Below are 24,918 nucleotides of genomic sequence, written 5' to 3'. Positions count from 1 at the left end.
ACAGCGGTTGTGTGGACTGGTCACCTTGGCCTCGACCGCCGTGCGGCCAATACTGACGAAGCGTTCAGTTACCCATGAGTAAGGCGCCGACCCCCGGAGGCTGAGATGGCCCGACTCGCCCAGACGCCCGGCCTGACCGATGTGCAGCGGTCGATCCTGGAGACCGTCCGGGAGTTCGCCGACAAGGAGATCATCCCGCACGCGCAGCGGCTGGAGCACGCCGACGAGTACCCGAGCGACATCCTCGACGGGATGCGCGAGATGGGCCTCTTCGGTCTCACCATCGACGAGGAGTACGGCGGGCTCGGCGAGTCCCTGCTCACCTACGCGCTGGTGGTCGAGGAGCTGTCGCGGGGCTGGATGTCGATCTCCGGCATCGTCAACACCCACTTCATCGTCGCGTACCTGATCTCCCAGCACGGCTCCGCCGAGCAGAAGGCCCGGCTGCTGCCGAAGATGGCGACCGGCGAGGTACGCGGCGCCTTCTCCATGTCCGAGCCCGAGTGCGGCTCCGACGTCTCGGCGATCAAGTCGAAGGCCGTCCGCGACGGCGACCGGTACGTCATCAACGGCCAGAAGATGTGGCTGACCAACGGGGCGTACTCGTCGGTGGTGGCGACCCTGGTCAAGACCGACACCGGCGCCGACTCCGTCTACGGCAACATGAGCACCTTCCTGCTGGAGAAGGAGCCCGGATTCGGCGAGACCGCGCCCGGCCTGACCATCCCCGGCAAGATCGACAAGATGGGCTACAAGGGCGTCGAGACCACCGAGATGGTGCTCGACGGCGTGACCGTCGACGAGTCCGCAGTCCTCGGCGGCGCGGAGAAGGTCGGCCGCGGCTTCTACCAGATGATGGACGGCATCGAGGTCGGCCGGGTCAACGTGGCCGCCCGCGCCTGCGGCATCTCCATCCGCGCGTTCGAACTCGCCGTCGCGTACGCCCAGCAGCGCCACACCTTCGGTCAGCCGCTCGCGAAGCACCAGGCCGTCGCCTTCAAGCTCGCCGAGATGGGCACCAAGATCGAGGCGGCCCACGCGCTCATGGTCAACGCCGCACGGCTCAAGGACGCCGGCCAGCGCAACGACGTCGAGGCCGGCATGGCCAAGCTGCTCGCCTCGGAATACTGCGCCGAGGTCGTCCAGGAGGCGTTCCGCATCCACGGCGGCTACGGCTACTCCAAGGAGTACGAGATCGAGCGGCTGATGCGCGAGGCCCCGTTCCTGCTCATCGGCGAGGGCACCTCGGAGATCCAGAAGACCATCATCTCCCGCGGCCTCCTCAAGCAGTACAAGCTCTGATGTCAGGAAGGGCACCTTCCTAACGCCTCAGGTGGAGGAAGGTGCCCTTCCTAACACGTCGAGTCGGCGGCGGGCTCCGGCGCGGTGACCGGCCCCGCCGCGAGCACCTGCGGTCGGTCCCGGTACGCCTCGATCGCGGCCGCCAGGCGCTGCTCCGGCACCGCCACGTCCCGGCCGCCTATCACCGGCGCCGGCTCCAGCGACCGCCACACCCTCGGCCGCAGCCGCACCCCGGCGAGCCGGCCGTCCTCCCGGTGCAGGCTCACCCGGTCGATGTTGGACCAGTCGTACCGCCGGCGGCCGTGCCGGATCCCGCTCGCCGTGAGCGCCAACCGACCGGTGAACCGCACGCCGGAGTAAGCGACGACGCCGCCCGCCGCCGCCAATCCGACCAGGAGCGCCAGCCGTACGACCCGGGCCCACTGCGGGTCGGCGGGCAGCGCCATCGTCACCACCAGCATCACCGCCGTCGCCCAGGCCAGGGCGGTGACGAGGTCGACCCAGCCGGCCAGGGACCGCCGCGCGACCAGACCGGGCTCCGTCCCGTCCAGGCCGGCCACCCGTTCCCGCCAGACCAGCCGGGCGTCCTGCCGCGGACACCACCGCCGCAGCAGCGCGGTCACACCGACGAAGAGCCAGAAGACACAGACATCGGGATCGAACCGGGGAACCCGGAACAGCGCGGCGGCCATCGGCACCGCCACCATCGCGGCCACCATCACGGCCAGCAGCCGGCGGGACCAGAGCCCGTCATCGCGCTTCGGCAGCCGGCCGGACAGGCGGACAGACATGGCCGCAGGGTACGAGCCGGCGACAACGTGCGGGCCTGACCAACCACCCAGCCGACTCGTGCAACCGCCACGGCGGGCGGGGCTGAACGCCGTGCCGGGACTTCCCGAACCCGGTCAGCCCAGCCGGGTCAGGCCGGCGGCGGCGCGCTCGACGATCAGGCAGCGGTCCTCGACGTAGTCGACGCCCGCCTCCGTGGCGATCCGCCGCGCCTCGGCCGAGACGATGCCGAGCTGCAACCAGACCGCCGGAGCGCCGATCGCCACCGCCTCGCGTACCACGTCGACCGCGTCCTGCGCCGGCCGGAACACGTCGACAAGATCGACCGGGTGCGGGATGTCGGCCAGTGACCGGTAGACCCACTCGCCGAAGAGCTCGTCGGCCGTCGGGTTGACCGGGATGATCCGCCAGCCGTACCGCTGCATCTGCAACGGCACGCTGTGCGCGGCCTTGCGCGGGTCGCGGGACGCGCCCACGACGGCGATCACGGCGGAGTCGGCGAGGATCTGCTGAGCGGAACGCACCCGCCGACTCTAACCCCGCCGCTCAGCCGCCGCCCGCGAGCGCGCTGCGCAGCCGGGCGTGCTCCTGCGGTCTCTACAGGAGGGTGAGCTGCTCGGCGGGCGGCGGCGCGGGCGCCGGTCCGGTGCGGCGGTGGTCGTCGCCGCGCTCGCCCCGGGGCAGACCGTGCCGGCGCGCCGCGATGCGTACCCGCGCTGTCAGTTCCCGCTGGTAGGACTGCGGGGCGTACGCGCCGGAGCGGTAGAGCTCGCGGTAGCGGGGAACCAGGTGCGGGAACTCGCGGCCCAGCCACCGCGCGTACCACTCCCGGGCACCCGGGCGCAGATGCAGCGCCAGCGGCGTCGCGCTGGTCGCCCCGGCGGCGGCGATGGCCGCCACGGTCGCGTCGATCGACTCGTCGTCGTCGCTGAGCCCGGGCAGGATCGGCGCCATCAGCACGCTCACCTCGAAGCCGGCGTCGGCCAGCGCCCGTACCGCGTCGAGCCGCCGCCCCGGGCTGGGGGTGCCCGGCTCCACCGCCCGCCAGAGCTGCTCGTCGACGAAGCCCACCGAGTACGACACGCCGACCCGGGTGACCTCGGCGGCCTGGCGCAGCAGCGGCAGGTCACGCAGGATCAGCGTGCCCTTGGTGAGGATCGAGAACGGGTTCGCGAAGTCGCGCAGCGCCGCGATGATCTGCGGCATGAGCTGGTAGCGCCCCTCGGCCCGCTGGTAGCAGTCGACGTTGGTGCCCATCGCGACGTGCGCGCCCCGCCAACGCGGCGCGGCCAGCTCCCGCCGGACCAGCTCACCGGCGTTGACCTTGACGATGACCTTCCGGTCGAAGTCCTCCCCGGCGTCGAGGTCGAGGTAGGTGTGCGTGTTCCGCGCAAAGCAGTATTTGCATGCATGACTGCATCCGCGGTACGGGTTGATCGTCCACTCGAACGGGACCCGGGACGTGCCGGGCACCTTGTTGATGATCGACTTGGCCTGCACCTCGTAGAACGTCATGCCGGCGAAGCCCGGCGTGTCGAAGGTGCGGGCGACCGCTCCGGGCAGCGCCAGCGGCAGGGGTGGTGTCGCCGGCGCTGCCCGGTCGGGGACTCCCTCGTCCGGGGGAGCGGCGAGGTTGTCCCAGCGCATGGCCCTCATTCGAACACGCGTACGAGCAGAGCGCAAGTGACCCGCCGTGTTCCCGACCACCTCGCGGCACCGCGCGCGCCAGGCGGGTGGAGGATGGAGGCATGGAGAGGTCGACGTTCGTCTACGACGGGGACTGCGCGTTCTGCACCCGGTGCGCCGAGTTCATCGACCGGCGCATCCCGACGGGCGTGCGGGTGGTGCCATGGCAGTTCGCCGACCTTGACGCGCTGGGCCTGAGCGAAGCCGAGTGCGAGGAGGCGGTGCAGTGGGTGGGCGCCGACGGCTCCCGCGCGGCCGGTCCGGACGCCATCGCGCGGCTGCTCCGCGACAGCGGTCCGCTCTGGCGGGTCGCGGGCGCCGGACTCCGGTTCCCGCCGGTACGCGCCGCCGCCTGGCCCGCGTACCGCTGGGTGGCCCGCAACCGGCACCGGCTGCCCGGCGGCACGGCCGCCTGCGCGCTGCCGCAGGAGGCGCGGGAGCGCCTCTACGGACCGTCCGGTCGCCCGGCCGCCGACGCCTGACCCGCGAGTGCCGGCGCGGCGCCCCCGGGCGCCGCGGTGTCCCGTCCCCGGCGGGCGAGCAGCCGGCGCGCCCAGACCACCGGCCGGACCCGCTCCAGCGGCAGGAAGCTGGTCATCGCCGTGAGGTGCGGGGCGAACGAGATCGTGATGGTCGCGACGGTGACCAGGTGGAACGAGTAGAAGAAGCCCACCATGGCCAGTCGCCAGCGCTCCCTGAGCAGGAACACCACCGGGCTGAGCAGCTCGAACGCGACGATGCCGAACTGGGCGACGATCAGCAGGTACGGCACCGAGGCGATCAGGTCGGCCAGCTCGGTGCCGCGCCGGAGGATCGCCCGGGCCAGCACCGAGCCGGTCAGCCAGTCCAGCCCGCCGAAGCGCAGCTTGGCCCAGGCGGCCAGGAAGTACGTGCAGATGACGGCGATCTGGGTGACCCGTAGCGCCCAGCCGCCCGCCTCGGTGCGGGTGGTGTCGCCGTGCCGGGCCCGGCCGGCGGTGGGCAGCACGGCCAGCGCGACGAGCAGGCCGAACCGGTCGTGGTCGACCTTGCCGTAGCTCATCGCGACGATCATCCACTCGAAGTAGAGCGCGAAGACCGCCCAGCCGAGCAGGCGTGGTGCCCGGCCGGTCGCGGCGAGCAGGGCGAGCAGCAGCAGGGCCCAGAAGACGACGGTGACCAGCGTCTGGGTCGGCGTCGGCAGGGGCAGCACCCGGCCGACCAGCAGCGGCTGGTAGAGCTCGCCGGGCACCGCCACCCGGGTGCGTACCCAGGGCGTGAAGACGACCAGGTCGGCGGCGACGAAGAGGTAGATCAGCGTGCGGAAGGCGGCCACCCGGCCGCGGGGCACCGCCTCGGTCAACCAGCGGCTCATCGGTCCGCCTGCCAGGCGACCACGGTCTCGTCGGTCCAGCGGCCGGTCGGTCGCCCGTCGCGGATGCCGTGCCAGCGGACGACGATGCGGACCTCGACCAGCTCCGCCGCGTCCGGGTGGCGCTCGGCGTACGCGTCGGCGACCTCGGCGAGCCGCGCGGGGTCGGCGGCGTAGCGGCTCTGCTGGCCCTCGATCTCGGCCCGGCGGATGCCGGTGGCCCGCTCGCCCAGGTCGACGACCGCTCCGCTGCTGTCCACGCCCTCGACGCGCGTGTCGGGGGCGGGGGAGTTCGGCGGGTTGGACGTGGAGTACATCCGGAACGGGCCGAACGGGAAGTGGTCGTCGGTGCCCCAGACGGTGCCGGCCGCCAGGACGGCCAGGCCGAGGGCGGTGGCGGCGAGCCGGACGGCGCGACCGCGGGTGGTCAAGGTTTCCATCGGGTCGTGACGATACGGGATGTACCGCCCGCCTCGGCTCCCTCCGACGGCCACTTCCCGCTGGCCGGCGGGTCAGGGATACCGCCTTCCGGGCGCAGGGCGGGGATGCGTGTGCCGGCCGTTCCCCGTCACCGGCCGGGTGGGCGTCGACGGCCGGGCCCCGTAGGGCCCGGCCGTCGTGGAGCGCTGTGGCTCAGTGGCTGTGTCCGGCCAGCTTCTGGCGGACGTCGTCCATGTCGAGGGCCTGGACCTGCTCGATCAGGTTCTCCAGGGCGGACTCGGGGAGGGCGCCGGGCTGGGCGAAGACGATGACGCCGTCGCGGATCGCCATGATGGTCGGGATCGAGCGGACGTCGAACTTGGCGGCCAGCTCCTGCTGCGCCTCGGTGTCGACCTTGCCGAACACGATCTCGGAGTGCTTGTCGGAGGAGCGCTCGTAGACCGGGGCGAACCGCTTGCACGGGCCGCACCAGTCGGCCCAGAAGTCGACCAGCACGATGCCGTCGCTGCCGGTCACCTCGTCGAAGTTTGCCGTGGTCAGCTCTACGGTTGCCATGAAAGTCTCCGATCGGCGCGGAATAGCTACGTCTGGTGGAACCAGGGCGTACCTCGTGGAATTCCCGACCCGCCTCCGCCGAAACGTGCTCGTCACGGCGTTGCGCAGGTCACGTTCACATCGATGACGATGGTTCCTGCTCGCCGTTGCCGTACGCAAGTGCACGACGCATTTGCGTGACCGGTCGTGATGGGAGCGTTTCCAAGGAGATCGACACGATTGACCGGAACGAATGAGCAATCAGGCGGTTGACAAGCGGCAATCCGGTGTGCGGAGATCGCCGAGGCCCGGTCGGTCAAGCACGCACAGTAGTGTTACGAAAAGGTAAATGTGACCTCCGTCTCTGTTCGGTTCGCCTTCCCGTACGGCAGAATCTTCCGCATCAGAGCGTGGGCGGCGGGTGCCGGGGAGGGCCCCGCCGCTCATTGCGTCTCCCCCCGGTTGTGACGGTGTGACATTTCCGCACGCCACGCGCCCCGCGCCTCGCCTTAACACTCCATAAGGCATGCTGTGCCGAACTCCATCGCCGCCCGTCGAAGGGGACAAGGATGCAGTTCGGCCGCTACTACGAGGAGTTCGAGGTCGGCGCGGTCTACCGGCACTGGCCCGGCAAGACGGTCACCGAGTACGACGACCACCTCTTCTGCCTGCTCACCATGAACCACCACCCGCTGCACATGGACGCGCACTACGCCGAGACGGCGAGCCAGTTCAAGCGCAACGTGGTGGTCGGCAACTACATCTACTCCCTGCTGCTGGGCATGTCGGTGCCCGACGTCAGCGGCAAGGCCATCGCGAACCTCGAGGTGGAGTCCCTGCGGCACGTGGCGCCCACCTTCCACGGCGACACGATCTACGGCGAGACCACCGTGCTGGACAAGCGCGAGTCGTCCTCCAAGCCCGACCGGGGCGTGGTCTCCGTGGAGACCCGCGGCTACAACCAGGACGGCACGATGGTGTGCGTCTTCCGCCGCCGGGTGATGGTCCCGAAGAAGGAGTACGCGACGGCGGCGGTGCCCGAGGGCGTCGACCCGGAACGGCCCAGCTTCCCCGAGCCGCGCTGACCGACGGGCCCCTTCTCATCCGGGTTCCGGGTGGTAGGGGCCCCTTTTTCCGATCCGGGGCATATGCTGGCGCCGGAGGTCCCCATGAGCCACTCCGTCGCCGGAGAGCCGTCCTCTGCCGGCCGCCGTGCCGCACCGCTGACCACCGCCGTCTACTCCGCCGCCGAGTGGGACCTGCTGACCAGCCTGCCCGGCCGCGTGATCGTGGCCGCCGCCGCGCCCGTCCCCGGACGGCCCCACCCGGGAGTCGCCGCCGGGCTCGCCGGCCTGGACGCGGTCGCCGCCGGCCGGGCCTTCGACAGCGATCTCGTACGCGCGGTGGTCGCGGCCATCTACGCCCGGCACGACGGGGCGGGCGCTCCCGTCGAGCGCCTCACCGACGTGGTGGACCTGCTCGCCGCCTGCCGGGCCGCGACCCGGGTGCTGCGGCGGCGGGCCGATCCCGCCGACTCGGCCGCGTACCGGCAATGGGTGCAGTCGGTGGCGGCCCGGGTGTGCAGGGCGGCGACAGCCGGAGCCCCGGAGCTGCCGCCGGCCCCCGCCGACCGCCGCTTCCTCGACCGGCTCGGCGACGCGCTGGGGCTACGCTGACCCACCCCCACCCCACCCCCCTCCCCGCGCCACCCCGCGCCCCGCGCCCCGCGCCCCGCGTCGCCCCGCCTCGCGCCCCCGCTCCGCCCCGCCTCGCGCCCCCCGCGTCGCCCCGCCTCGCGCCTCCGCTCTTGCACTTGTGGCCCTGGCAAAGGCGCAATCCGCCTGTATCGGGGGGCCGAAACTGCAAGATCGGCGGCGAGAGGGTGGGTGGCGAGAGGGCGGGTGGCGCGGGGTGGGGGCGGCAGGGCGGGGGGAGGGGCGGCGCGCGGGGTGGGGCCAGCGGGATCCCGGCGGCGGCTGGCCCGGATCGGGGCCGCGGCCCGGGGCGGGGCCTGCGGGCCGTACCCTGCGTGACCGTGACCGGAGACCAGCTCGACGTCGGCGTGGGACCGTGGCCCGGGGACCCGCCGGACGACCCGCGGTACGACCCCGAGCTGCTCGCCGAGGGCGACCGGCGCAACGTCGTCGACCGGTACCGCTACTGGCGGCGCGAGGCCGTGGTGGCCGACCTCGACCGGCGGCGGCACGACTTCCACGTGGCGATCGAGAACTGGCAGCACGACTTCAACATCGGCACGGTCGTCCGCAACGCCAACGCCTTCCTCGCCGCCGAGGTGCACGTCGTCGGTCGCCGGCGGTGGAACCGGCGCGGTGCCATGGTGACCGACCGCTACCAGCACGTCCGGCACCACGAGACCATCGAGGAGTTCGTCGCGTGGGCGGCCGGAGGGGAGCTGCCGGTCGTTGGCATCGACAACCTGCCCGGGTCCCGGCCACTGGAGACCACCACCCTGCCGCGGCGCTGCGTCCTGCTGTTCGGGCAGGAGGGCCCGGGCCTGTCGGATCCGGCACGTGCCGCCTGCGACCAGCTCTTCTCGATCGCCCAGTACGGCTCCACCCGGTCGATCAACGCCGGCGTGGCAAGCGGCATCGCCATGCACGCCTGGATCCGTACGCACGCCGGGCCGCCGCCGGGCTGACAGCCGCCACTCCCTGGGCTGCCTGCCGTCGTCCCTGCGCTGACCGCCGCCACTGCCCGAGCTGACCGCGGCACTCGCCGGGCTGACCGCCGCCGCTCCCTGCGCTGACCGCCGCCCGCCGCCGCTCCGCGCTGGCCGCCGCCACTCGCCAGACTGGAGCCGCTCGCCGGGCTGACCGCCGTCGCTCGTCAGCCTCGGGCTCGCCGGGACCTCAGCCGACCCGCCCGGGAGGCGGTCGGCGGCACCGAAACCGGCGCTCCGCTTGACGGGGCGGCGTGCGGGGGTGACGGTGGGATGGTGAGTGTCGCGGTGAGTTGCCCGAAATGTGGTGGACCGGTGCGGGCGCCGGACCTGATGCACACCGAGTCGCGCTGCCTGGACTGCGGGCCGGTTTCCCCGCTGCACGTGCCCGAGCACATCGGGACCGACATCGTGGCCAGCGTGGTGGAACGGATCGTCGCCGCCGCCGACCCGCCGACCCGGCCGAGGACGCCGCTGTGGTGCCCGTGGCCACTGCCGACGGGCTGGACCATGACCGGCGTGGCGTACGCCGGCGACGACCGCACCGGGGTGCGCGCCACGGCGGTCGCCTGCGCCGGGCCGGAGCCGCTCGGCGGGGGCCCCGCGGACCTGGTCTTCGTCGCCGAGGAGCCGGGCGTCGGCCTGGGCACCCGGTTCGCGGGCCTGGCCGGTCCGGATCCGGGCCCGGAACTCGCGCAGGCGTTGACCGATCCCGGGCCGGGGCATCCGGAGCATGTTGGGCAGGCCAGGATCAAGGTGGCCGGCCATCCGACTCCACTGTGGCTCGTGAACTCGCCGACGGATCGAAGCGCGTACGCCGGCGAGGCTCGGGGATTGTGGCTCCATGCGATAGCCTGGCCGGCGAGTGCGGGTCACCTCCTCGCGGAAGAAGTCGTGTTGCACGACCTGACCGAGTGGACACCGCCCGAGCTCGTGTACGGCGCACCGTCTCCGTATCTGCACGGGAAGGCTTGACGGGCCCCAGGGCTTGACAGGCATCCCGGAATGTCGGAGAACGGACGCAGATATTCACTGTACGACACCACACTGATACTCTGGGTGCCGCTGCGGTAATGGGACCCGGCGCCGCGCGAGAGGATGGCCCGCCATGGTCAAGAAGGTCCTCACCTGGGCCGGAATCGCATTCTTGATCTTCTTCGTCGCATACCGGCCAAATTCTGCGGCGGACGTGTTCAAGTCACTGGGCGGCGGGATCATGGACATCGCCCAGGGGTTCGGCGACTTCTTCACCAGCCTCGTCGCCTAGCCGCCGATGGGAAACCCCTCCGGTCCACCCTTCGATCCCGACGATCCCGATCGGGAGCGCCGGGAGCGGGACACGGAGCCGATCCCCCGGATCGGCCCCGACGACGGGCCGGGCTACGGCACCGGTCCGGGCCTCTCCGACGGACCCTCCCTCTCGGACGACGCCGGCTTCGGCGACGGTCCGGCGTACGCCGGGGAGGGCCGGTCCGGTCGGGCCTGGGTCCGTGACCCGGAGGCCGGCTACCAGCCACCGCAGATCTCCGAGGACGAGCTGGCCGGTCTGCGGGCCGACGCCGCCGGCATGGCGCCCCGCCGGGTGCTGCCGTTGGAGGACGAGCCCAGCTCGCTGGTGGCGCGCTACCTCTTCCCGACCGAGCGCTACCGGGGCGAGTGGAAGCGGCACTGGATCCACCTCTCCACCCCGCTGCTGGTCGGCATCGCCGCGACCTTCGTGCTGGGCTACCTCTCCGGCTTCCTCGCCGGGCAGGACGTGGGCGCGCTCACCACGATCGCGGTGCTGCTCTGGTTCGCGGTGATGGGGTGGGTGGCCTGGAAGGTCGCCGACTGGTGGTACGACCGCTTCATCCTGACGAACAAGCGGGTGATGGTGGTCAACGGCATCATCACCCGGCGGGTCGCGATGATGCCGCTGGTCCGGGTCACCGACATGAAGTACGAGCAGAGCCCGACCGGCCGGGCGCTCAACTACGGCACCTTCGTGCTGGAGTCCGCCGGCCAGGAGCAGGCCCTGCGTGAGATCAAGAACCTGCCCAACCCGAACGAGCTCTACCTGCGCGTCGTCGAGGAGATGTACGAGCCGCAGGCGGTCGAGGCGCGGCTGGGCAAGGAGGCCGACGAGGCCAAGGCCGACGACGGGGCGTGAAACTTTTCGTCCGAACATCGGAGGAACTGCGCACCGTTCGCCGTCGACCCGACCACCCCGGGCATGGCAACCTGCCAGGACAACGGGGCGCGGAGGTGGCCGGTGGTGAGCAGGGATCCCCTGGAGGAGGAGTTCCGCGACTTCGTCGCGGCCCGCTCCGGCGCCCTGCTGCGCACCGCCTACCTGCTCAGCGGCGACTGGGCCACCGCCGAGGACCTGTTGCAGACCGCGTTGACCAAGACGTACCTGGCCTGGAAGCGGCTCGGCGGGATCGAGGCGATCGAGCCGTACGCCCGCCGCGTCATGATCAATACTTCCACGAGCTGGTGGCGGCGGCGCTGGCACGGTGAACGCCCCACCGACGTGCTGCCGGAGCGGGCCGGGATCGACGAGATCGAGCAGCAGCTCGACCGGGACCTGCTCTGGCGCCACCTGAGTGCGCTGCCCAGCCGGCAGCGGGCGGTGCTCGTGCTGCGCTTCTACGAGGACATGTCCGAGGCGCAGACCGCCGCGCTGCTCGGCATCTCGCCGGGCACGGTCAAGAGCCAGACGTCGCGCGCCCTGGGCACCCTGCGCCGCCGGATGGGCGCCGAGGCCGTCCTCGACCTGCCGGCCGGGGCCGACCCGACCCCGGCCCTGCCCCGGGCCGACGGCACCGACCGCCCCGCCCGCGACGGCGCCCTCCGCCCCACCCCCGCCCGCGACGGCGCCCTCCGCCCCACCCCCGCCCGCGACGGCGCCGACCGTCCCGCTCCCGCGCAGGGCGGCACCGACCGTCCCGCTCCGGTCCGCGGCGGCGCGCCGGTCCGCCCGTCGACGGCCTACGGGGCGCCGACGATGGTGGTGGGCGAGGACGCGGCGGCCGTGGTCGCGGCGACGAACGCCTCGTCGCCCCTTGTCGCGCCGGCCACGGCGGGCAGGTTGGACGGCACCACCACCGCCGCCCCCGGCCGGTCGGCAGGCGCCACCGCCCCGGGGAGGCCGGGAGGCACCAGCGTCCCGGGCCGGCCGGCAGACGCCACCGCCCAGGGCCGGCCGGGAGGCGTCACCGCCACCCCGGGCGGTGCCGCGACCGGACTTCCGGCGCAGCCGGCCACCGTTGCCCCGGCGTCGGACGCCGGGTGTGCCACCTCGGCCGCCGAGCTGACCGAGGGGTCGGCGGGCGATCCGGTGCCCGTCGCCTCGGGGGCGCGGGCCGGGGCCGGGGCGGTGTCGCGTACCGCCCGTGACGAGCAGCGCGGCCGGCAGGCCGCCCTCCCGGCCGGCTCCGGAGAGCACCGGTGAGCCGTCCCGTCGGTCGTGGTGACAACCGGACCGAAGGCCCGACGCGTCCATTCGCCGTGACCGAGGACGACCTGGCGCAGGCGCTACGGGAGACGTTCGCCCGCCGGGTGTCCGTCGCGCGTCCGCTCGTCGCCGATCCGGCGGGACTGGCGATCCGGCGGGCCGACCGGTCCCGGCGCCGGCGGATGTTGACCGGGATCGCCCTCGCCGCGGTGGCCACCGTGACGGTCAGCGCCGGAATGGCCCAGCTCGGGCAGCAGCCCGGGCGACCCACCCATCCCACCGTGGTGCTCGGTGACCCGTACGCCTCGCCGTTGCCGGACCCGACCCCGCAGCTGTCGGCCGCCCCGCGGGCCGACCTGGGGCGGGGCGAGGTGGACCTCATCCTCAACGACGTCCTGGTCACCGCCGGCGGGCAGCGGCTCGCCCTGCCCGACGTGGGCACGGCCGCCGAGCGTGCCCAGCGGCTCCCCGACCGCGCCGGCTGGGCGGTGGTGGGCGCGCCGACGGCGGCCGGACGGTCGCTGTGGATCGTGCTGTCGAACGGCACGGCACACCTGCTCCTGGCCGGGGCGCGGGACATCGTCCTCAGCCCCGACGGGCGGCAGGTCGCCTGGCGGGAGGGGACGGACCTGGTCGTGGCGGGCATCGTCGGCACCCAGGTCGTCGCCGCCGCCCGCACCCCGGCGTCGCCCGACGCGGTGCCGGTCGCCTTCGCCGGGGACACGGTCCTGGTCCGCCTCGCCCCCGACCGGCCCGGTCACGCCCTGTGGCGCCCGGCGGCGGGTCCGCCGCGCGGCGCGGGCGACGCCGCCCTGCACGTCCACGGCACCCGCCCCGACGGGCTGGTGGTCGCGCTGGTGTCCGCCGGCACTCCCCGCCGGCCCTGTGTCGCCCTGCTCGACCCGGCCCGGGACCTCGCACCGGTACGGACCGGTTGCGGGTCGACGCTGACCGGCGACGCGGCCGGCGGGGTGTCCGCCGACGGGCGGTGGCTCCTGGTCAACGGAAAGGCGGGCCGGCAGGACCGCGCGCTGCTGGTCGACCTGGATCAGCTCGCCGCCGCACCAGCGACCCGCCCGGCCGGTCCGCCCGTGGCCGGGCCGGTGGCGTGGACGCCGCAGGGGACGGCCCACTACCCGGTCGCGGACGGCGCCCTGGTGCGCGTCGAGGTGAGCCGCGTGCTCGACGGCGAGGTGGCCGTGCCCGTGACCGGCCTGCCCGCCGGAGAACGCGCGGTGCCGGTGGGCGGCGACCGCCGTCCCTGACCGCGCCCGCGCGCCCGGGGCGGGCCGCCGGCCGGTAGCGTCGGGCCGATGAGCGCGGCACCGCGGATCGACCTGCACACCCACTCCACCGCCAGCGACGGCACGCTCAGCCCGGCCGAGCTGGTGCGGGCGGCGGCCGAGTCGGGGCTGGACGTCGTGGCGATCACCGACCACGACACCACGGCCGGCTGGGCGCCGGCCCTGGCGGCGCTGCCGGCGGGGCTCAGCCTGGTCCGGGGCGCGGAACTCTCCTGCCGGTGGTACGGCGAGGAGCCCGCGCTGCCGCTGCACCTGCTGGCGTACCTCTTCGATCCGGACGCCCCGGAACTCGTCGCGGAGCTGGCCCGGGTGCGGGCCGCCCGCGAGGAGCGGGGCGAGCGGATCGTGGCGCTGCTGCGGGCCGACGGGATCGACGTGAGCTGGCCGGAGATCCTGACCGGCGCGGGCGGCGGGACCGTGGGCCGGCCACACATCGCGCAGGCGCTGATCCGGGCCGGCCTGGTGGCGACCACGACGGAGGCGTTCGGGCCGGACTGGCTGGGCGAGCGCTACCGGCTGCCCAAGGAGGACATCGACGTCTTCCGCGCGGTCCGGCTCGTGCGCGCGGCGGGCGGCGTGCCGGTCTTCGCCCACCCCCGGGCGACCCGGCGGGGGCGGATCGTGCCCGACGAGCTGATCGCCGACCTGGCCGCGATCGGGTTGGCGGGGCTGGAGGCCGACCACGAGGACCACTCCCCGGCCGAGCGGGCGCACGTGCGGGCCCTGGCCGGCGAGCTGGGCCTGCTGGTGACCGGCTCGTCGGACTTCCACGGCACCCACAAGACCGTCCGGCTCGGGGCGTTCACCACCGACCCGGGGGCGTACGAGCGGATCGTCGCCGAGGCGGGCGGAGTGACCGAGGTCGCTTCCGGCTGATCCGCGTTTCCGCCTCCGACGGCGCGGCTACGTTGATCACGTGGATGCCAAGCTGTTCGGCGAGGTCTTCGTGACCCTGCTGGTGATCGTCGACCCGCCGGGCATGATGCCCATCTTCCTGGCGCTGACCGGCCCCCTGACGGCGCGGGACCGTAACCGGGCCGCCTGGCAGGCCGTCGCCCTGGCGCTGGGCGTGATCGTGATCTTCGCGGTGGCGGGGCAGACGCTGCTCGACTACCTGCACGTGGACCTGCCGGCGTTGCAGGCGGCCGGCGGGCTGCTGCTCATCCTGGTGGCGCTGGAGCTGCTGACCGGCAAGGCCGACGACCCGAGCCAGCAGGTCACCTCGAACATCGCTTTGGTGCCGCTGGGTACGCCGCTGCTGGCCGGCCCCGGCGCCATCGTGGCCACCATGCTCTTCGTCCAGCAGGCCGACGGCGGGGCGGACGTCACGGCCATCGCCGCCGCGATCGTGGCCGTGATGGTCACCGTCTGGGTCGTGCTGCGGTTCTCCGGCGGGATCGTCAAGATCCTGCGTCCCGGCGGGATCGAGGTGCTGACCCGGATCGCCGGCCTGCTGCTGGCCGCGATCGCGGTGCAGCTCATCGCGGACGCGGTGGCCGCGTTCGTGACCCAGTACGCCAACATGACCTGACCGGCGGCCGGTGCTGTCGGGGGTGGATGGCAGGATCGCGGTGTGCGACGAGCCTCTTCAGCCGGACGGTCCTCCACCAGCGGCGGCCGGGCGCCCCGGCCGCGCGGCGACCAGCCCGAGCAGCTCGGCTTCGAGGGCATGCCGGAGCGGCTCTTCGTCTGCACCCCGAGCAAGCTCGGCGCCTACGCCGACTGTCCCCGGCGCTACCGCTACTCCTACGTCGACCGTCCGGCCCCGCAGAAGGGCCCGCCGTGGGCGCACAACTCCCTCGGCGCGAGCGTGCACACCGCCCTCAAGAACTGGTATGCCCTGAGCCCCGAGCGGCGCCGCCCGGAGGCGCTCGCCGCGTTGCTCAAGGGCACCTGGGTGCGGGAGGGCTACCGCGACGACGAGCAGGAGCGGGCCGCCTACCGGCGGGCCCTGGGCTGGCTGGAGTCCTACGTCGAGACCCTGGAGCCCGGGGCCGACCCGCTCGGCGTGGAGCGGGTGGTGGCGGTCAAGACCGCGGTGCTCGCCTTCAACGGCCGGGCCGACCGGATCGACTCCCGCCCCGGGCCCGACGGCCCGGAGCTGGTGATCGTCGACTACAAGACGGGCCGCACGGGGCTGGACGCCGACGACGCGCGCGGCTCGCAGGCGCTGGCGCTCTACGCGTACGCCGCCGAGCGGGTGTTCCGCCGGCCGTGCCGCCGGGTGGAGCTGCACCACCTGCCGACCGGCACGGTGGCCGCCCACGAGCACACCGTGGAGTCGCTGGCCCGGCAGCTCACCCGGGCGGAGGAGACCGCCCGCGACATCATGGCCGCCGAGCGGGCGGTCGCCGACGGGGAGGACCCCGACGAGGCGTTCCCGACCACGCCGGGCCCCCGCTGCGGATGGTGCGACTACCGGCGCACCTGCCCCGTGGGGGCGCAGGCGCCGGGCAAGGAGCCGTGGGCGGCCGTCGAGCGCGTCACCGACCCGGTGGTCGCGCCCGCGACCGACCCGGTGCCCGGCAAGGGCTGACCGCCCCGGCCGCCGGGCCAGGACTCCCGCCCCCGCAGGCCGCGGTCACCCTGCCCACGACATGGTGCCGGCCCGGGGCGCACCGGGCAGCGGTTCGGCCGTGGGATCAGGCCGGCGTGCCGGTGAGCCGGGCGGCGCGTTCCTTGGCGGCCTGCTGCAACGGCCCCTCCCGCCACCGGCGGGGCAACGTGGCGAGGGTCAGCCGCAGCGCCCGGATGCTCAGGTCGGCGGAGAGCGCGGTCGTGGGCAGGCCCAGCCCGCCGTACATCCGCCGGGCCCAGGCCGGCAGCAGCGCGAGCGCCGTGCCGGCGATGCCGAAGTACGCCCAGCGGGGCGGCCCGAGATTGAGCCCGATCCGGGCGGGCAGGCTGAGCTTCCACGGGATCGGCGGCGCGGTGAGGAAGAGCGCCGTCTCGGCCGCCTCGCGGGTCATCCGCAGCTCCGGTCGGATCCGCCGGTAGTAGTCGGCGACCTCGGCGGCGGTGCCCGGCACCGTCGCCGGGTCCAGGCCGACCAGGGCGGCGGAGCGCCGCTGCTCGGTGTAGTAGCCGTCGATCTCGTCGGCGGTCAGCGGCAGCCCGGCCCGGCGGGCCGTGTCGAGGAACGATTCGACCTCGGTGACGTGCACCCAGCGCAGCAGCTCGGGATCGTCGACCCGGAACTCCTCCCCGGTGAACAGGTCGGTGGCCCGCAGGCGGGCGTGCCGGCGGCGTACCCGGAGCCCGGCGGCCTCCGCCTCGGCGGTGGTGCCGTAGATGGTGGTGCCCACGTAGGTGGCGGTACGCACCAGGCGGCCCCAGGCGTCGGAGCGGTAGTTGCTGTTCTGGGCGACCCCGGCCATGGCCCGGGGATGCAACGACTGGAGGTAGAGCGAACGCAGGCCGGCGACGATCAGGATCGGCTCCTCGTGCACCTTCCACGTGACCGAACCCGGACCGAAGAGGCCGAGGTCATCGGAGTCCACCGACCAAGGGTGCCACGCGGTGCCGCCGCGCGCCGCGCGGAGAGCGGTCGGCCGTCAGTCGTCGGCGGAGCGGCGGGCCTGACAGGTGGGGCAGAGGCCCCAGAACGTCACTTCCGCCTCGTCGACCTCGAACCCGTGGGCGATGTCCGGGTCCAGGCAGGGCGCGCTGCCGACCGCGCAGTCGATGTCGGCGATCTCGCCGCAGCCCCGGCAGACGACGTGGTGGTGGTTGTCCCCGGCACGGGCCTCGTAGCGGGCGGGGCTGCCGGCCGGCTCGATGCGGCGGGACAGCCCGGCGCGCGACAGCGCGCCCAGCACGTCGTAGACCGCCTGGGTGGAGACCGAGTCGATGCGCTCGCGCACCTTGCGGGTGATCTCGTCGACCTCGAGGTGACCGCCGGCGGCCAGCACGTCGAGCACGGCGAGACGCGGCCGGGTGACCCGCAGGCCCCTCGACCGGAGCAGTTCCTCGCCACCGGGCATGTGCCAATGACAGCACGCGGGTCAGGGGTCGACAACCGGCCTCCGGTGCGGGGTGGCGCCGGCCACAACCCGGGTCGCCCCGCGCCGGCCGCCACGTCGGCGGGCTGCTCGCCGGGGAACGGTGAACCGGACCGGCTCCGGGCGCGTGTTCCCGGTCGAGATTGACTGGGCGGGTCTACCGGCGCACCGTACGCTGGCCCCGCGACCGCGTACGCCGGAGGTGTGGATGTTCAAGGAGATCCTGGGTCTGCCGGCCCACGTGCTGGTGGTGCACGCGGTCGTCGTGCTCGTGCCGCTGCTGGCCCTGCTCTCCGCCGCGTACGTGGCGTTGCCCCGGTTCCGGGCCCGGCTGGACTGGGCGGTGGCGATCCTCGCCGTGGTGGCGCCCGTGTCGGCCTTCGTCGCGGTCGAGTCGGGGGAGGAGCTGACCGACGCGTTCCTCGCCCGGGGCATGCAGGGCCCGATCGTGGAGCAGATCTTCGCGCACTCCCGCTACGGCGACATCCTGTTCCGCTGGGTGCTGCCGCTGGCCGTGGCGTCGCTGCTGCTGCTGTTCGTGACGAGCGGGCACCGGCGGGTGCCGAAGCTGCCGTCCTGGCTGATCCCGGTGCTGTCGGTCGCGGTGGTGGCGTTCGGCGTCGTCAGCCTCGTCTACGTCTACCTGACCGGGCACTCCGGGGCCGAGACCGTCTGGGGCAACACCCTCTGACGTCCCGCCGGCCGCGGCGGGCCGACGGGCGGCGCGGGCCACGACCGGGCCGAGGTCAGAACACGAGCCGGGTGCAGAGCACGCAGACGAGGACCACCAGCACCACGGCGGCCACCGTGCCCACGCCGTACGTGAGTCGTTGCGCCCGCTGCTCCGCCGCGTCGAGTTCCGCCATGTCCTGCGCGGGCAGTCGCCGGGGCGGGGGCGGTCGCAGGTGCACCGGTGGGCGCCACCCGGCCGGTGGCGGTGTGGTCGCGGGCGGGCCCGCGTAGCCGCTCCCACGCGCCGGCGGTGGCGTGGCCGGCCCCGGCGGCGCGGCCGTGGGCCGCTCGGGCGAGCCGTCGGGCCGCCGCCAGTATTCGTCCGGGGCACCGCCGGAGGTGGGGGTCGTCACGCCGTCCGACGCTACCAACGCCCCGGCCCGGCGGCCGGCCGGACGCGGCGGCCCGGCGGTTCGTCGTCGCTCCCGCCGGTGGTGGCTGCGCTAGTCTTGCCGCTCGTGAGCATCACCGAGGATCCGGGCATGCCGGCGGTACGCGGCGACGACGACCGCGCCGTCGACCTCAGCGACGACTTCGTGGTGCTGCCCGAGCAGACCGCCGACGACACCGACCGGGGCTGGGGCGAGCGCTCGGGCGGCAACGACGACTGGCTGCTCGCGGAGCGCCCCCCGCACTGGGACTGAACGGCTCACCGCCGCCCGGTGGACGACCGCCGGCGCCCTGTCGAGGACCGCGCCAGGCTGTGGACGACGGGCCGAGCTGCGGACGACCTCCGCCGGGCTGTGGACGAGCGCGGCCGGCCCGGGGGCCGGCCCAGAGATTCGGGGGCCGGCCCCCGGGCCGGGGCGGCGTGGGTCAGGAGGAGCTGGCGCTGCTGGCGGCCGGGGTCTTGCCCCCGCCGCCGGTGGAGCCGCCCGAGCCCGACGACGAGGACGACCCCGACGACGAGGAACCGGCGGACGAGCCCGAAGACGAGGATCCGCCGGACGAGCCGGAGTCACCGCCGGAGGACGAGTCGGACTTCGCCGGCTTGGCGGCGGCGCCGCTCTTCGCGCTGTCCGAGCCGGACGAGCGCGAGTCCGTGCGGTAGAAGCCCGATCCCTTGAACACGATGCCGACGGAGTTGAAGACCTTCCGTAGCCGTCCCTCACACGCCGGGCACTCGGTCAGCGGTGCGTCGGAGAAGGACTGCACCGCCTCGAGCTGGTGGCCGCACGCGGTGCAGGCGTACTGGTACGTGGGCACGTTCTCCTCCGGATCTGGCACGGCCGGTTGGCACTCGACGTATTCGAGTGCCAATGGTGCGTCATCGCCCCCGGATTCGTCCAGCGGAAGTGTGGGGCGCGACACCCGCCGCGCCCCCCGGGGCGGCGTCCAGCGTACGCAGGCCGTCGGCGGGCGTGACGACCGCGCGTACCGGGCGGTCGTGCGGCTCGGCGGGAAGCGCCTCCACCAGCTCGCCGTCGTGCAGCGGGACCACGGTCAGGGCGGTCGCCGGCACCCGGGCCAGCGCCCGGTCGTACGAGCCGCCGCCCCGGCCCAGCCGCAGCCCCCGGCGGTCCACCGCCAGCGCGGGCAGCACCACCAGTTGCGCCCCGGCGACCGCTGCCCGACCCAGCCGCGGCCCGGCCGGCTCGCGCATCCCCCGCCCGGCGGCCACCAGCCCGGCCGGCCCGCTCCAGGCCGCCCAGTCCAGGTCGAGGTCGTCGCACAGCACCGGCAGCAGCAGCTCCCCGCCCGGCGGCAGCGCCGCGTGCAGCGCCGCCGGCAGGTCGGGCCCGCCCGGCTCGGAGCCGACCGGCACGTACGCCGTCATCCGCAGCGGGCGCAGCCGGCGTACGAGAGCCGCCAGCTCGGCCTGCACGCGCCCGGCGGCGTCGGCCCGCCGCGGCGCGCTCAGCGCCCGGCGGCGGGCGAGCACGGCGGTGCGCACATCCCGCTTGGCATCTTGCGCTCCATCAGAAAAATCGGGCACGCAACACTCCTGACGCAACGTTTGTCGCCTGGTGGCTCTGTGTCAGCATCGCAAGCAACGGCGGCGGAACTTCCGGGGGGACCGAGTGACGCTACGCGGGCGGTTGACCACAGCCTTCCTGGCGGTGGCGCTCGGCCCGGTGGTGCTCGGGGTGATGTTCGTCGGGGCGACCGTGGCGGCGGTCGACTCGAGCCGCTCCACCGAGCGCCTCGCGGTGGCCGCCGCGACCGTGCGCACCTCCGTCGCCGCCCTCTGCCAGCAGTTGCGGGCCGCCGCCGACGCGGTCGCCCTGGCCGGCGACCGGCCGGCCGCCGCGAGCCAGGTGGTCCGCCGTGGCCTGGCCGCCGCCGTGCGGGTCGCCGACGTCACCGGCCGGGTCACCTACGCCAGCCCCGGCGGCCCCGCGGAGCCCTGGCGGGGCTGCGCCGACCCGCCGGCCGCCGGGCCGGTGCGGGCGCTCGCGGCCCGGGCCGAGCTGCGCGACCAGGCCGGCGGGCCGCTGGGCACGGTCACCGCCGCGCAGCCGGTCGACCCGGCCTTCGTGGCGCGCCTCGCGGCCGTGACGGGGGTGGCGGTCACCCTGCTCGACGACGCCGCGGCGCCCGTCCGGCTTGCCCACAGCACCGAGGCGACCGGCGTACGCGACGCCGTGCTCGCCGCCGCCGGCACGCTGCACGGCGAGCGGGTCGCCGAGATCCCCGACGGCCGGTACGTCCGCCTGGTCGGCCCGTCCCCCGGGCAGCCCCTGCCGCTGGTGCTCTCGGTCCCCAGCGAACAACCACGCGGCCTGTACGTCGCGCTGGGCTCGGCGGTGCTGGTGGCGACCCTGCTGGCCGTGGTGGCCGCCTGGCGGCTGGCCCGGGTCACGACCCGCCCGCTGGTCGAGCTGGCGGGCGCGGTGGACCGGGTGGCGCGCGGCGACCTGACCGCCCGGGTGCCGGTGCGCAGCCGGGACGAGATCGGCCGGCTGGCCGGCGCGTTCAACCGGATGACCCGTGAGACGGGCACCTACGTGGCGGCGCTGACCAGCAGCCGCGACCAGCTGCGCGGGCACCTCGCGGTGCTGGGGGACACCCTGGCCAGCACGCACGACCTGCAACGCATCCTGCGGGTGATCCTGCACAGCGCGATCGCGGCGACCGGCGCCCGGGCCGGGGCGGTGCTGCTGGTCGACGACGGCGGGGTGCTCGTCGCGCAGTGCACCGAGGGGCTGGACGGGCCCGACCCGGCGGACGAATCCCCGGGACCGTTGCGGGTGCCGCTGGGCAGCGGTGTGGTGGGCGCCGTCGCCGCGACCGGGGAGCCGCGCCGGGGGCGGGTGGAGCCCTCCGTCGCGCCGCCGGGGGAGCCGCACTGCCGGACGTACATCGCGGTGCCGTTCGCGGCCCCCGGCACGACGGTTCCGCCCGACGGCACCGCCCGCGACGGGCCCGCCCCGCGCCCAGGGGCGGAGCCGGCCGCCCCGGCCGGGGCGCTCGGTGTGCTGGCCCTCTACGACCGGCTCGGCGCGGACGAGTTCGACGACGACGACCTCGTCACCCTGCGCACCTTCGCCGGTCACGCCGCGGTGGCGGTGGACAACGTCCGGGTGCACGAGGAGGCGCAGCGGCTCTCGCTGACCGACCCGCTCACCGGGCTGTGGAACTACCGCTACCTGAAGGAGTCGATCCGCCGGGAGGTCGAGCGGGCGAGCCGGTTCGGCCGGATGCTCAGCGTCCTCGCCCTCGACCTGGACCGGTTCAAGGACGTCAACGACACGTACGGGCACGCGGCCGGGGACGCCGTGCTGGCCGAGTTCGCCCGCCGGGTGCGCGGCGAGATCCGCGAGGTCGACCTCGCCTTCCGGCAGGGCGGCGAGGAGTTCGTGCTGCTGCTGCCGGAGACCGACGCCCGGGGCGCGGCGATCGTCGCGGAGCGGCTCGGCGCGGCGATCCGGGACGCCCCGATCGCCGCCGACGGGCACGGCGGGGCGGCCGTGGCCATCGGGGTCACCGTCTCCGTCGGCATCGCCGTGCACCCCGACCACGGCAGCACCGGCCAGCAGGTGCTGGACGCCGCCGACGACGCCCTCTACGCCGCCAAGGCGGCCGGCCGGGACACCTGGCGCATCGCCGAGGAGCGGGCCGGACCGCCGGCGCGGGAGATCCCCGTCCCGGCCACGGCGGCCACCCCCGAGGACGGCCTGCCGCGCGCCGGCGCTCCCCGCCAGCCGGTGCGGGCCTACCCCGAAGCGGCCGATCCGGCCGACGCCACCCCGGGGAGCGCGCCGGCCGCGCCCGACCCGGTGCGGCCGGGTCCCTGCGGCGGCGCGTCTTCCGGTCCTCACCCTCCACGACAGAGCCGTGGCCGATAGTCTCGCGACATGTCGGAGCACTCAGCGAACCCCTCATCGGCGACCGCCGCAACCGGTCGCTCCCGCGCGGTCAAGGCCGTCATCCCGGCCGCCGGTCTGGCCACCCGGTTCCTGCCGGCCACGAAGGCGGTGCCCAAGGAGCTGCTCCCGGTGGTCGACCGGCCGGTGCTGCAGTACATCGTCGAGGAGGCCACCCAGGCCGGCATCGGCGACGTGCTGCTGATCACCGGGCGGGGCAAGACGTCGATGGTGGACCACTTCGACCGCCGCCCCGACCTGGAGGCGCGGCTGGAGGCGAAGGGCGACGCCGAGCGGCTGGCCGCCGTGCGCGGCCCCAGCGAGCTGGCCGAGATCTACACCTGCCGGCAGCCCGAGCAGCTCGGTCTGGGCCACGCCGTCGGCTACGCCGAGTCGCACGTCGGTGACCAGCCCTTCGCGGTGCTGCTGGGCGACGAGTTCGTCAAGCCGGCCGAGCCGCTGCTGCCGGCCATGCTGGAGCTCCAGGCGCGCACCGGCGGCGTGGTGCTGGCCTTCTTCGAGGTCGACCCGGCCGAGACGAAGCGCTACGGCATCGCCTCGGTGGAGCCGGCGGAGGCGGAGCTGACCGACATCGGCGAGGTCGTCCGGGTCACCGGCATGGTGGAGAAGCCCAAGCCGGAGGACGCGCCCAGCAACCTCGCGGTGCTGGGCCGCTACGTGCTGCCGGCCAGCATCTTCGACGCGATCCGGCGGACGGAGCCGGGCAGCGGTGGGGAGATCCAGCTGACCGACGCCATGGAGCTGCTGCGCAGCGAGGGCACCCCGGTGCACGCGATCGTCTACCGGGGCACCCGCTACGACACCGGCATGCCGCTGGGCTACCTCCAGACCGTGGTGCAGATCGCCGCCGAGCGCGACGACCTCGGCGCCGAGTTCCGCAAGTGGCTGGCCGAGTTCGTCAACTCCGACGCGTCGGGCGTGACTGGTACATGACAGCGTCGGCCGACGCCGAGGCGGCCGCGAACGAGTTGACGCCGCTCGCCGACTACCTGGGCAGCGTGCTGCGCAGGTTACGCGCGCTGCCTCCGCTCGACCTCGACCTCACCCAGGCGCACGGCAACGTCCTCGCCGAGGACGTCGTCGCGCCGCACTCCTTCCCGGCCTTCGACCAGTCGGCCGTGGACGGGTACGCGGCCCGCTGGGAGGACATCTCCGGAGGCGGTCGGGGCGTGGGCTACGTCCCGACCCAGTCCGGCGGGCCGGGCGGGCGCAACGTCCGGCTCAACGTCGTCGGCGACCTCGGCGCGGCGAGCTGGCGGCCGGTCCGGCTCACCCCGGGCGCCTGCTTCTCCGTCGCCGCCGGGGCGCCGCTGCCGCTCGCCGCGGACGTGGTCGTCCCGGTCGAGTGGACCGACCAGGGCATGGCCGCCGTGGAGATCTTCCGCGTGCCCAAACGGGGGTACGGGGTGCGCCGGGCCGGCGAGGAACTGCCCGCCGGCACTTTGCTGGCCCGGGCCGGCACCTACGTGTCGCCGGCGCTGGTGGCGGTCTTCGCCGCCACCGGCATCGGGCACCTCGTGGTCCGGCCCAGCCCCCGCGTGGTGATCGTGGCCACCGGCGACGAGCTGGTCGACGTGGGCCGGGGCAGCCAGCCCGGCCAGACGGTCGACGCCAACTCGCACGCGCTGACCGCCGCCGCGGCCGAGGTGGGCGCCCTGGCGTACCGGGTGGGCATCTGCGACGACGATCCGGAAGGGCTGCGCGGGCTGCTGGAGGACCAGACGTTGCGCGCCGACCTGATCATCACCACGGGTGGGACCGGCACCGGGCCGGGCGACATGGTGCGGCGGATCCTCTCCCGGCGGGAGGGCAGCCGGGCCGGTCCGGTCACCTTCACCGAGGTCGCGCTCTACCCCGGCACCTCGCTCGGGTTCGGCACGGTCGGCGCCGAGGAGGTGCCGGTGGTCTGCCTGCCCGGCGACACGGGCTCCGCCCTGATCGGTTTCGAGGTGCTGGCCCGCCCGGCGATCAACCTGCTGGCGGGGGCGGAACCGGTGTTCCGGCCCAGCGTCCGCGCCCACCTGCTGGAGACGATCTCGTCCCCGGTGGGGCTGCGCGAGTTCCGCCCCGCGCACGTCGCCGAGCGGCGCGGCGGCGGCTACACGGTGCAGCCGCTCAACGGTGGCCCGTACACCCTCTCGGGGCTGGCCGAGGCGAACGGGCTGATGGTGCTCGGCGAGCGGGTGACCACCGCGGCGGCCGGGTCCACGGTGGACGTCCTCCTGCTGGACCGGCGCCGGTGAGCGCGAGGAGTGAGCTTGCGAGCCCCGCAGTCGCGAACGAGAGGTTGGCTCGGTGAGCGCGAGGAGTGAGCTTGCGAGCCCTGCAGTCGCG

Annotated in this window: 29 protein-coding genes; 19 read left to right on the top strand and 10 right to left on the bottom strand. The window is 74.5% G+C overall.

What is annotated here, in order from left to right; all coding sequences use genetic code 11:
* The first annotated feature begins 105 nt into the window (after window positions 1-105).
* The gene (locus EV374_RS03835) at window positions 106-1,302 is read left to right on the top strand and encodes an acyl-CoA dehydrogenase family protein (protein WP_132231612.1); all 1,197 of its coding nucleotides are present in this window, start codon (window positions 106-108) and stop codon (window positions 1,300-1,302) included.
* Window positions 1,303-1,352: 50 nt separating this feature from the next.
* On the opposite strand, the gene EV374_RS03830 is transcribed toward EV374_RS03835, so the two are convergent.
* The 3 genes from EV374_RS03830 to EV374_RS03820 all read right to left on the bottom strand — a co-directional run bounded on the left by EV374_RS03830 (window position 1,353) and on the right by EV374_RS03820 (window position 3,738).
* Window positions 1,353-2,093 carry a hypothetical protein gene (locus tag EV374_RS03830; RefSeq protein WP_132231610.1) on the bottom strand — a complete coding sequence of 247 codons (741 nt, stop codon included), beginning with the start codon at window positions 2,091-2,093 and terminating at the stop codon, window positions 1,353-1,355.
* 114 nt (window positions 2,094-2,207) lie between these two features.
* Complete coding sequence (locus EV374_RS03825; protein WP_132231608.1) at window positions 2,208-2,615, bottom strand: CoA-binding protein; 408 nt, start codon at window positions 2,613-2,615, stop codon at window positions 2,208-2,210.
* A 73-nt stretch (window positions 2,616-2,688) separates the two neighbouring features.
* Window positions 2,689-3,738 (bottom strand): Rv2578c family radical SAM protein, encoded by a 1,050-nt coding sequence (locus tag EV374_RS03820; RefSeq protein WP_132231606.1) that lies wholly within the window; start codon window positions 3,736-3,738, stop codon window positions 2,689-2,691.
* 101 nt (window positions 3,739-3,839) lie between these two features.
* On the opposite strand from EV374_RS03820, the gene EV374_RS03815 reads away from it, so the two are divergent.
* Window positions 3,840-4,259: a thiol-disulfide oxidoreductase DCC family protein gene (locus tag EV374_RS03815; protein ID WP_132231604.1), complete on the top strand. Its 420-nt coding sequence runs from the start codon at window positions 3,840-3,842 to the stop codon at window positions 4,257-4,259.
* On the opposite strand, the gene EV374_RS03810 is transcribed toward EV374_RS03815, so the two are convergent.
* The 3 genes from EV374_RS03810 to trxA all read right to left on the bottom strand — a co-directional run bounded on the left by EV374_RS03810 (window position 4,223) and on the right by trxA (window position 6,124).
* Window positions 4,223-5,131, bottom strand: a complete 909-nt coding sequence (locus EV374_RS03810; RefSeq protein ID WP_486485558.1) for an HTTM domain-containing protein — start codon at window positions 5,129-5,131, stop codon at window positions 4,223-4,225. The two genes, EV374_RS03815 and EV374_RS03810, sit on opposite strands and share 37 nt — an antisense overlap.
* A complete protein-coding gene (locus tag EV374_RS03805) occupies window positions 5,128-5,568 on the bottom strand; it encodes a hypothetical protein (protein ID WP_132231602.1) in 441 nt (146 codons plus the stop codon). The genes EV374_RS03810 and EV374_RS03805 overlap by 4 nt, the downstream gene beginning before the upstream one ends.
* Window positions 5,569-5,761: 193 nt before the next feature.
* Complete coding sequence (gene trxA / locus EV374_RS03800) at window positions 5,762-6,124, bottom strand: thioredoxin (RefSeq protein ID WP_132231600.1); 363 nt, start codon at window positions 6,122-6,124, stop codon at window positions 5,762-5,764.
* 548 nt (window positions 6,125-6,672) lie between these two features.
* On the opposite strand from trxA, the gene EV374_RS03795 reads away from it, so the two are divergent.
* The 11 genes from EV374_RS03795 to EV374_RS03750 all read left to right on the top strand — a co-directional run bounded on the left by EV374_RS03795 (window position 6,673) and on the right by EV374_RS03750 (window position 16,059).
* Complete coding sequence (locus EV374_RS03795) at window positions 6,673-7,188, top strand: MaoC family dehydratase (RefSeq protein WP_132231598.1); 516 nt, start codon at window positions 6,673-6,675, stop codon at window positions 7,186-7,188.
* A 63-nt stretch (window positions 7,189-7,251) separates the two neighbouring features.
* Window positions 7,252-7,779 (top strand): hypothetical protein, encoded by a 528-nt coding sequence (locus tag EV374_RS03790; RefSeq protein WP_207913880.1) that lies wholly within the window; start codon window positions 7,252-7,254, stop codon window positions 7,777-7,779.
* A gap of 359 nt (window positions 7,780-8,138) precedes the next feature.
* Window positions 8,139-8,762 carry a TrmH family RNA methyltransferase gene (locus EV374_RS03785; RefSeq protein ID WP_132231594.1) on the top strand — a complete coding sequence of 208 codons (624 nt, stop codon included), beginning with the start codon at window positions 8,139-8,141 and terminating at the stop codon, window positions 8,760-8,762.
* Window positions 8,763-9,056: 294 nt separating this feature from the next.
* Complete coding sequence (locus EV374_RS03780; protein ID WP_486485557.1) at window positions 9,057-9,758, top strand: DUF6758 family protein; 702 nt, start codon at window positions 9,057-9,059, stop codon at window positions 9,756-9,758.
* Between the two features lie 133 nt (window positions 9,759-9,891).
* Window positions 9,892-10,050, top strand: a complete 159-nt coding sequence (locus tag EV374_RS32405) for a hypothetical protein (RefSeq protein WP_007455302.1) — start codon at window positions 9,892-9,894, stop codon at window positions 10,048-10,050.
* A gap of 6 nt (window positions 10,051-10,056) precedes the next feature.
* Window positions 10,057-10,932, top strand: coding sequence for a PH domain-containing protein (locus EV374_RS03775; protein WP_132231592.1), 876 nt, complete (start codon window positions 10,057-10,059; stop codon window positions 10,930-10,932).
* A 105-nt stretch (window positions 10,933-11,037) separates the two neighbouring features.
* Entirely contained in the window at window positions 11,038-12,216 is a 1,179-nt protein-coding gene (locus tag EV374_RS33220) for a SigE family RNA polymerase sigma factor (RefSeq protein ID WP_486485556.1), read from the top strand.
* 56 nt (window positions 12,217-12,272) lie between these two features.
* Window positions 12,273-13,484, top strand: coding sequence for a hypothetical protein (locus tag EV374_RS03765; protein WP_132231590.1), 1,212 nt, complete (start codon window positions 12,273-12,275; stop codon window positions 13,482-13,484).
* Between the two features lie 48 nt (window positions 13,485-13,532).
* Window positions 13,533-14,399: a PHP domain-containing protein gene (locus EV374_RS03760; RefSeq protein WP_132231588.1), complete on the top strand. Its 867-nt coding sequence runs from the start codon at window positions 13,533-13,535 to the stop codon at window positions 14,397-14,399.
* Window positions 14,400-14,439: 40 nt separating this feature from the next.
* Window positions 14,440-15,054: a MarC family protein gene (locus EV374_RS03755; RefSeq protein WP_132231586.1), complete on the top strand. Its 615-nt coding sequence runs from the start codon at window positions 14,440-14,442 to the stop codon at window positions 15,052-15,054.
* A 138-nt stretch (window positions 15,055-15,192) separates the two neighbouring features.
* Window positions 15,193-16,059 (top strand): PD-(D/E)XK nuclease family protein, encoded by an 867-nt coding sequence (locus tag EV374_RS03750; RefSeq protein ID WP_486485602.1) that lies wholly within the window; start codon window positions 15,193-15,195, stop codon window positions 16,057-16,059.
* A gap of 106 nt (window positions 16,060-16,165) precedes the next feature.
* Here the strand turns inward: EV374_RS03750 and EV374_RS03745 are convergent, their stop codons facing one another.
* Window positions 16,166-17,023: an oxygenase MpaB family protein gene (locus EV374_RS03745; RefSeq protein WP_132231582.1), complete on the bottom strand. Its 858-nt coding sequence runs from the start codon at window positions 17,021-17,023 to the stop codon at window positions 16,166-16,168.
* 54 nt (window positions 17,024-17,077) lie between these two features.
* The gene (locus EV374_RS03740) at window positions 17,078-17,506 is read right to left on the bottom strand and encodes a Fur family transcriptional regulator (RefSeq protein WP_132231580.1); all 429 of its coding nucleotides are present in this window, start codon (window positions 17,504-17,506) and stop codon (window positions 17,078-17,080) included.
* A gap of 226 nt (window positions 17,507-17,732) precedes the next feature.
* Here EV374_RS03740 and EV374_RS03735 point away from each other — a divergent pair, with 226 nt between their 5' ends.
* A complete protein-coding gene (locus EV374_RS03735) occupies window positions 17,733-18,215 on the top strand; it encodes a DUF2231 domain-containing protein (protein WP_132231578.1) in 483 nt (160 codons plus the stop codon).
* A gap of 55 nt (window positions 18,216-18,270) precedes the next feature.
* On the opposite strand, the gene EV374_RS03730 is transcribed toward EV374_RS03735, so the two are convergent.
* Window positions 18,271-18,609, bottom strand: coding sequence for a hypothetical protein (locus EV374_RS03730; RefSeq protein ID WP_132231576.1), 339 nt, complete (start codon window positions 18,607-18,609; stop codon window positions 18,271-18,273).
* A 105-nt stretch (window positions 18,610-18,714) separates the two neighbouring features.
* Here EV374_RS03730 and EV374_RS03725 point away from each other — a divergent pair, with 105 nt between their 5' ends.
* Complete coding sequence (locus EV374_RS03725) at window positions 18,715-18,900, top strand: hypothetical protein (protein WP_132231574.1); 186 nt, start codon at window positions 18,715-18,717, stop codon at window positions 18,898-18,900.
* Window positions 18,901-19,067: 167 nt separating this feature from the next.
* Window positions 19,068-19,307, top strand: coding sequence for a hypothetical protein (locus tag EV374_RS33215; protein ID WP_486485610.1), 240 nt, complete (start codon window positions 19,068-19,070; stop codon window positions 19,305-19,307).
* Between the two features lie 216 nt (window positions 19,308-19,523).
* Here EV374_RS33215 and EV374_RS03715 read toward each other — a convergent pair whose 3' ends face one another.
* Complete coding sequence (locus tag EV374_RS03715) at window positions 19,524-20,192, bottom strand: 5-formyltetrahydrofolate cyclo-ligase (protein ID WP_132231572.1); 669 nt, start codon at window positions 20,190-20,192, stop codon at window positions 19,524-19,526.
* An 85-nt stretch (window positions 20,193-20,277) separates the two neighbouring features.
* Here EV374_RS03715 and EV374_RS03710 point away from each other — a divergent pair, with 85 nt between their 5' ends.
* The 3 genes from EV374_RS03710 to EV374_RS03700 are packed head-to-tail and all read left to right on the top strand — an operon-like array spanning window position 20,278 to window position 24,827.
* Complete coding sequence (locus EV374_RS03710) at window positions 20,278-22,545, top strand: diguanylate cyclase (protein WP_207913878.1); 2,268 nt, start codon at window positions 20,278-20,280, stop codon at window positions 22,543-22,545.
* Between the two features lie 9 nt (window positions 22,546-22,554).
* Window positions 22,555-23,517: a UTP--glucose-1-phosphate uridylyltransferase gene (locus EV374_RS03705; protein ID WP_132231570.1), complete on the top strand. Its 963-nt coding sequence runs from the start codon at window positions 22,555-22,557 to the stop codon at window positions 23,515-23,517.
* Window positions 23,514-24,827, top strand: coding sequence for a molybdopterin molybdotransferase MoeA (locus EV374_RS03700; protein ID WP_132231568.1), 1,314 nt, complete (start codon window positions 23,514-23,516; stop codon window positions 24,825-24,827). Before EV374_RS03705 ends, EV374_RS03700 begins: the two co-directional genes overlap by 4 nt.
* Window positions 24,828-24,918 lie beyond the last annotated feature (91 nt).

It is taken from the genome of Micromonospora sp. CNZ303 (assembly GCF_004345505.1).
The sequence above is the reverse complement of the archived record's forward strand: the minus strand, read 5'-3'. Positions and strand labels throughout refer to the sequence as shown.

Coding starts and splice junctions, on each gene's coding strand:
- EV374_RS32405 (WP_007455302.1), top strand. CDS start 9,892: ATGGTCAAGAAGGTCCTCACCTGGGCCGGAATCGCATTCTTGATCTTC.
- EV374_RS03815 (WP_132231604.1), top strand. CDS start 3,840: ATGGAGAGGTCGACGTTCGTCTACGACGGGGACTGCGCGTTCTGCACC.
- trxA (WP_132231600.1), bottom strand. CDS start 6,124: ATGGCAACCGTAGAGCTGACCACGGCAAACTTCGACGAGGTGACCGGC.
- EV374_RS03775 (WP_132231592.1), top strand. CDS start 10,057: ATGGGAAACCCCTCCGGTCCACCCTTCGATCCCGACGATCCCGATCGG.
- EV374_RS03780 (WP_486485557.1), top strand. CDS start 9,057: ATGGTGAGTGTCGCGGTGAGTTGCCCGAAATGTGGTGGACCGGTGCGG.
- EV374_RS03795 (WP_132231598.1), top strand. CDS start 6,673: ATGCAGTTCGGCCGCTACTACGAGGAGTTCGAGGTCGGCGCGGTCTAC.
- EV374_RS03740 (WP_132231580.1), bottom strand. CDS start 17,506: ATGCCCGGTGGCGAGGAACTGCTCCGGTCGAGGGGCCTGCGGGTCACC.
- EV374_RS03700 (WP_132231568.1), top strand. CDS start 23,514: ATGACAGCGTCGGCCGACGCCGAGGCGGCCGCGAACGAGTTGACGCCG.
- EV374_RS03790 (WP_207913880.1), top strand. CDS start 7,252: ATGCTGGCGCCGGAGGTCCCCATGAGCCACTCCGTCGCCGGAGAGCCG.
- EV374_RS03750 (WP_486485602.1), top strand. CDS start 15,193: ATGCCGGAGCGGCTCTTCGTCTGCACCCCGAGCAAGCTCGGCGCCTAC.
- EV374_RS03835 (WP_132231612.1), top strand. CDS start 106: ATGGCCCGACTCGCCCAGACGCCCGGCCTGACCGATGTGCAGCGGTCG.
- EV374_RS03760 (WP_132231588.1), top strand. CDS start 13,533: ATGAGCGCGGCACCGCGGATCGACCTGCACACCCACTCCACCGCCAGC.
- EV374_RS03735 (WP_132231578.1), top strand. CDS start 17,733: ATGTTCAAGGAGATCCTGGGTCTGCCGGCCCACGTGCTGGTGGTGCAC.
- EV374_RS03810 (WP_486485558.1), bottom strand. CDS start 5,131: ATGAGCCGCTGGTTGACCGAGGCGGTGCCCCGCGGCCGGGTGGCCGCC.
- EV374_RS03705 (WP_132231570.1), top strand. CDS start 22,555: ATGTCGGAGCACTCAGCGAACCCCTCATCGGCGACCGCCGCAACCGGT.
- EV374_RS03820 (WP_132231606.1), bottom strand. CDS start 3,738: ATGCGCTGGGACAACCTCGCCGCTCCCCCGGACGAGGGAGTCCCCGAC.
- EV374_RS03805 (WP_132231602.1), bottom strand. CDS start 5,568: ATGGAAACCTTGACCACCCGCGGTCGCGCCGTCCGGCTCGCCGCCACC.
- EV374_RS03830 (WP_132231610.1), bottom strand. CDS start 2,093: ATGTCTGTCCGCCTGTCCGGCCGGCTGCCGAAGCGCGATGACGGGCTC.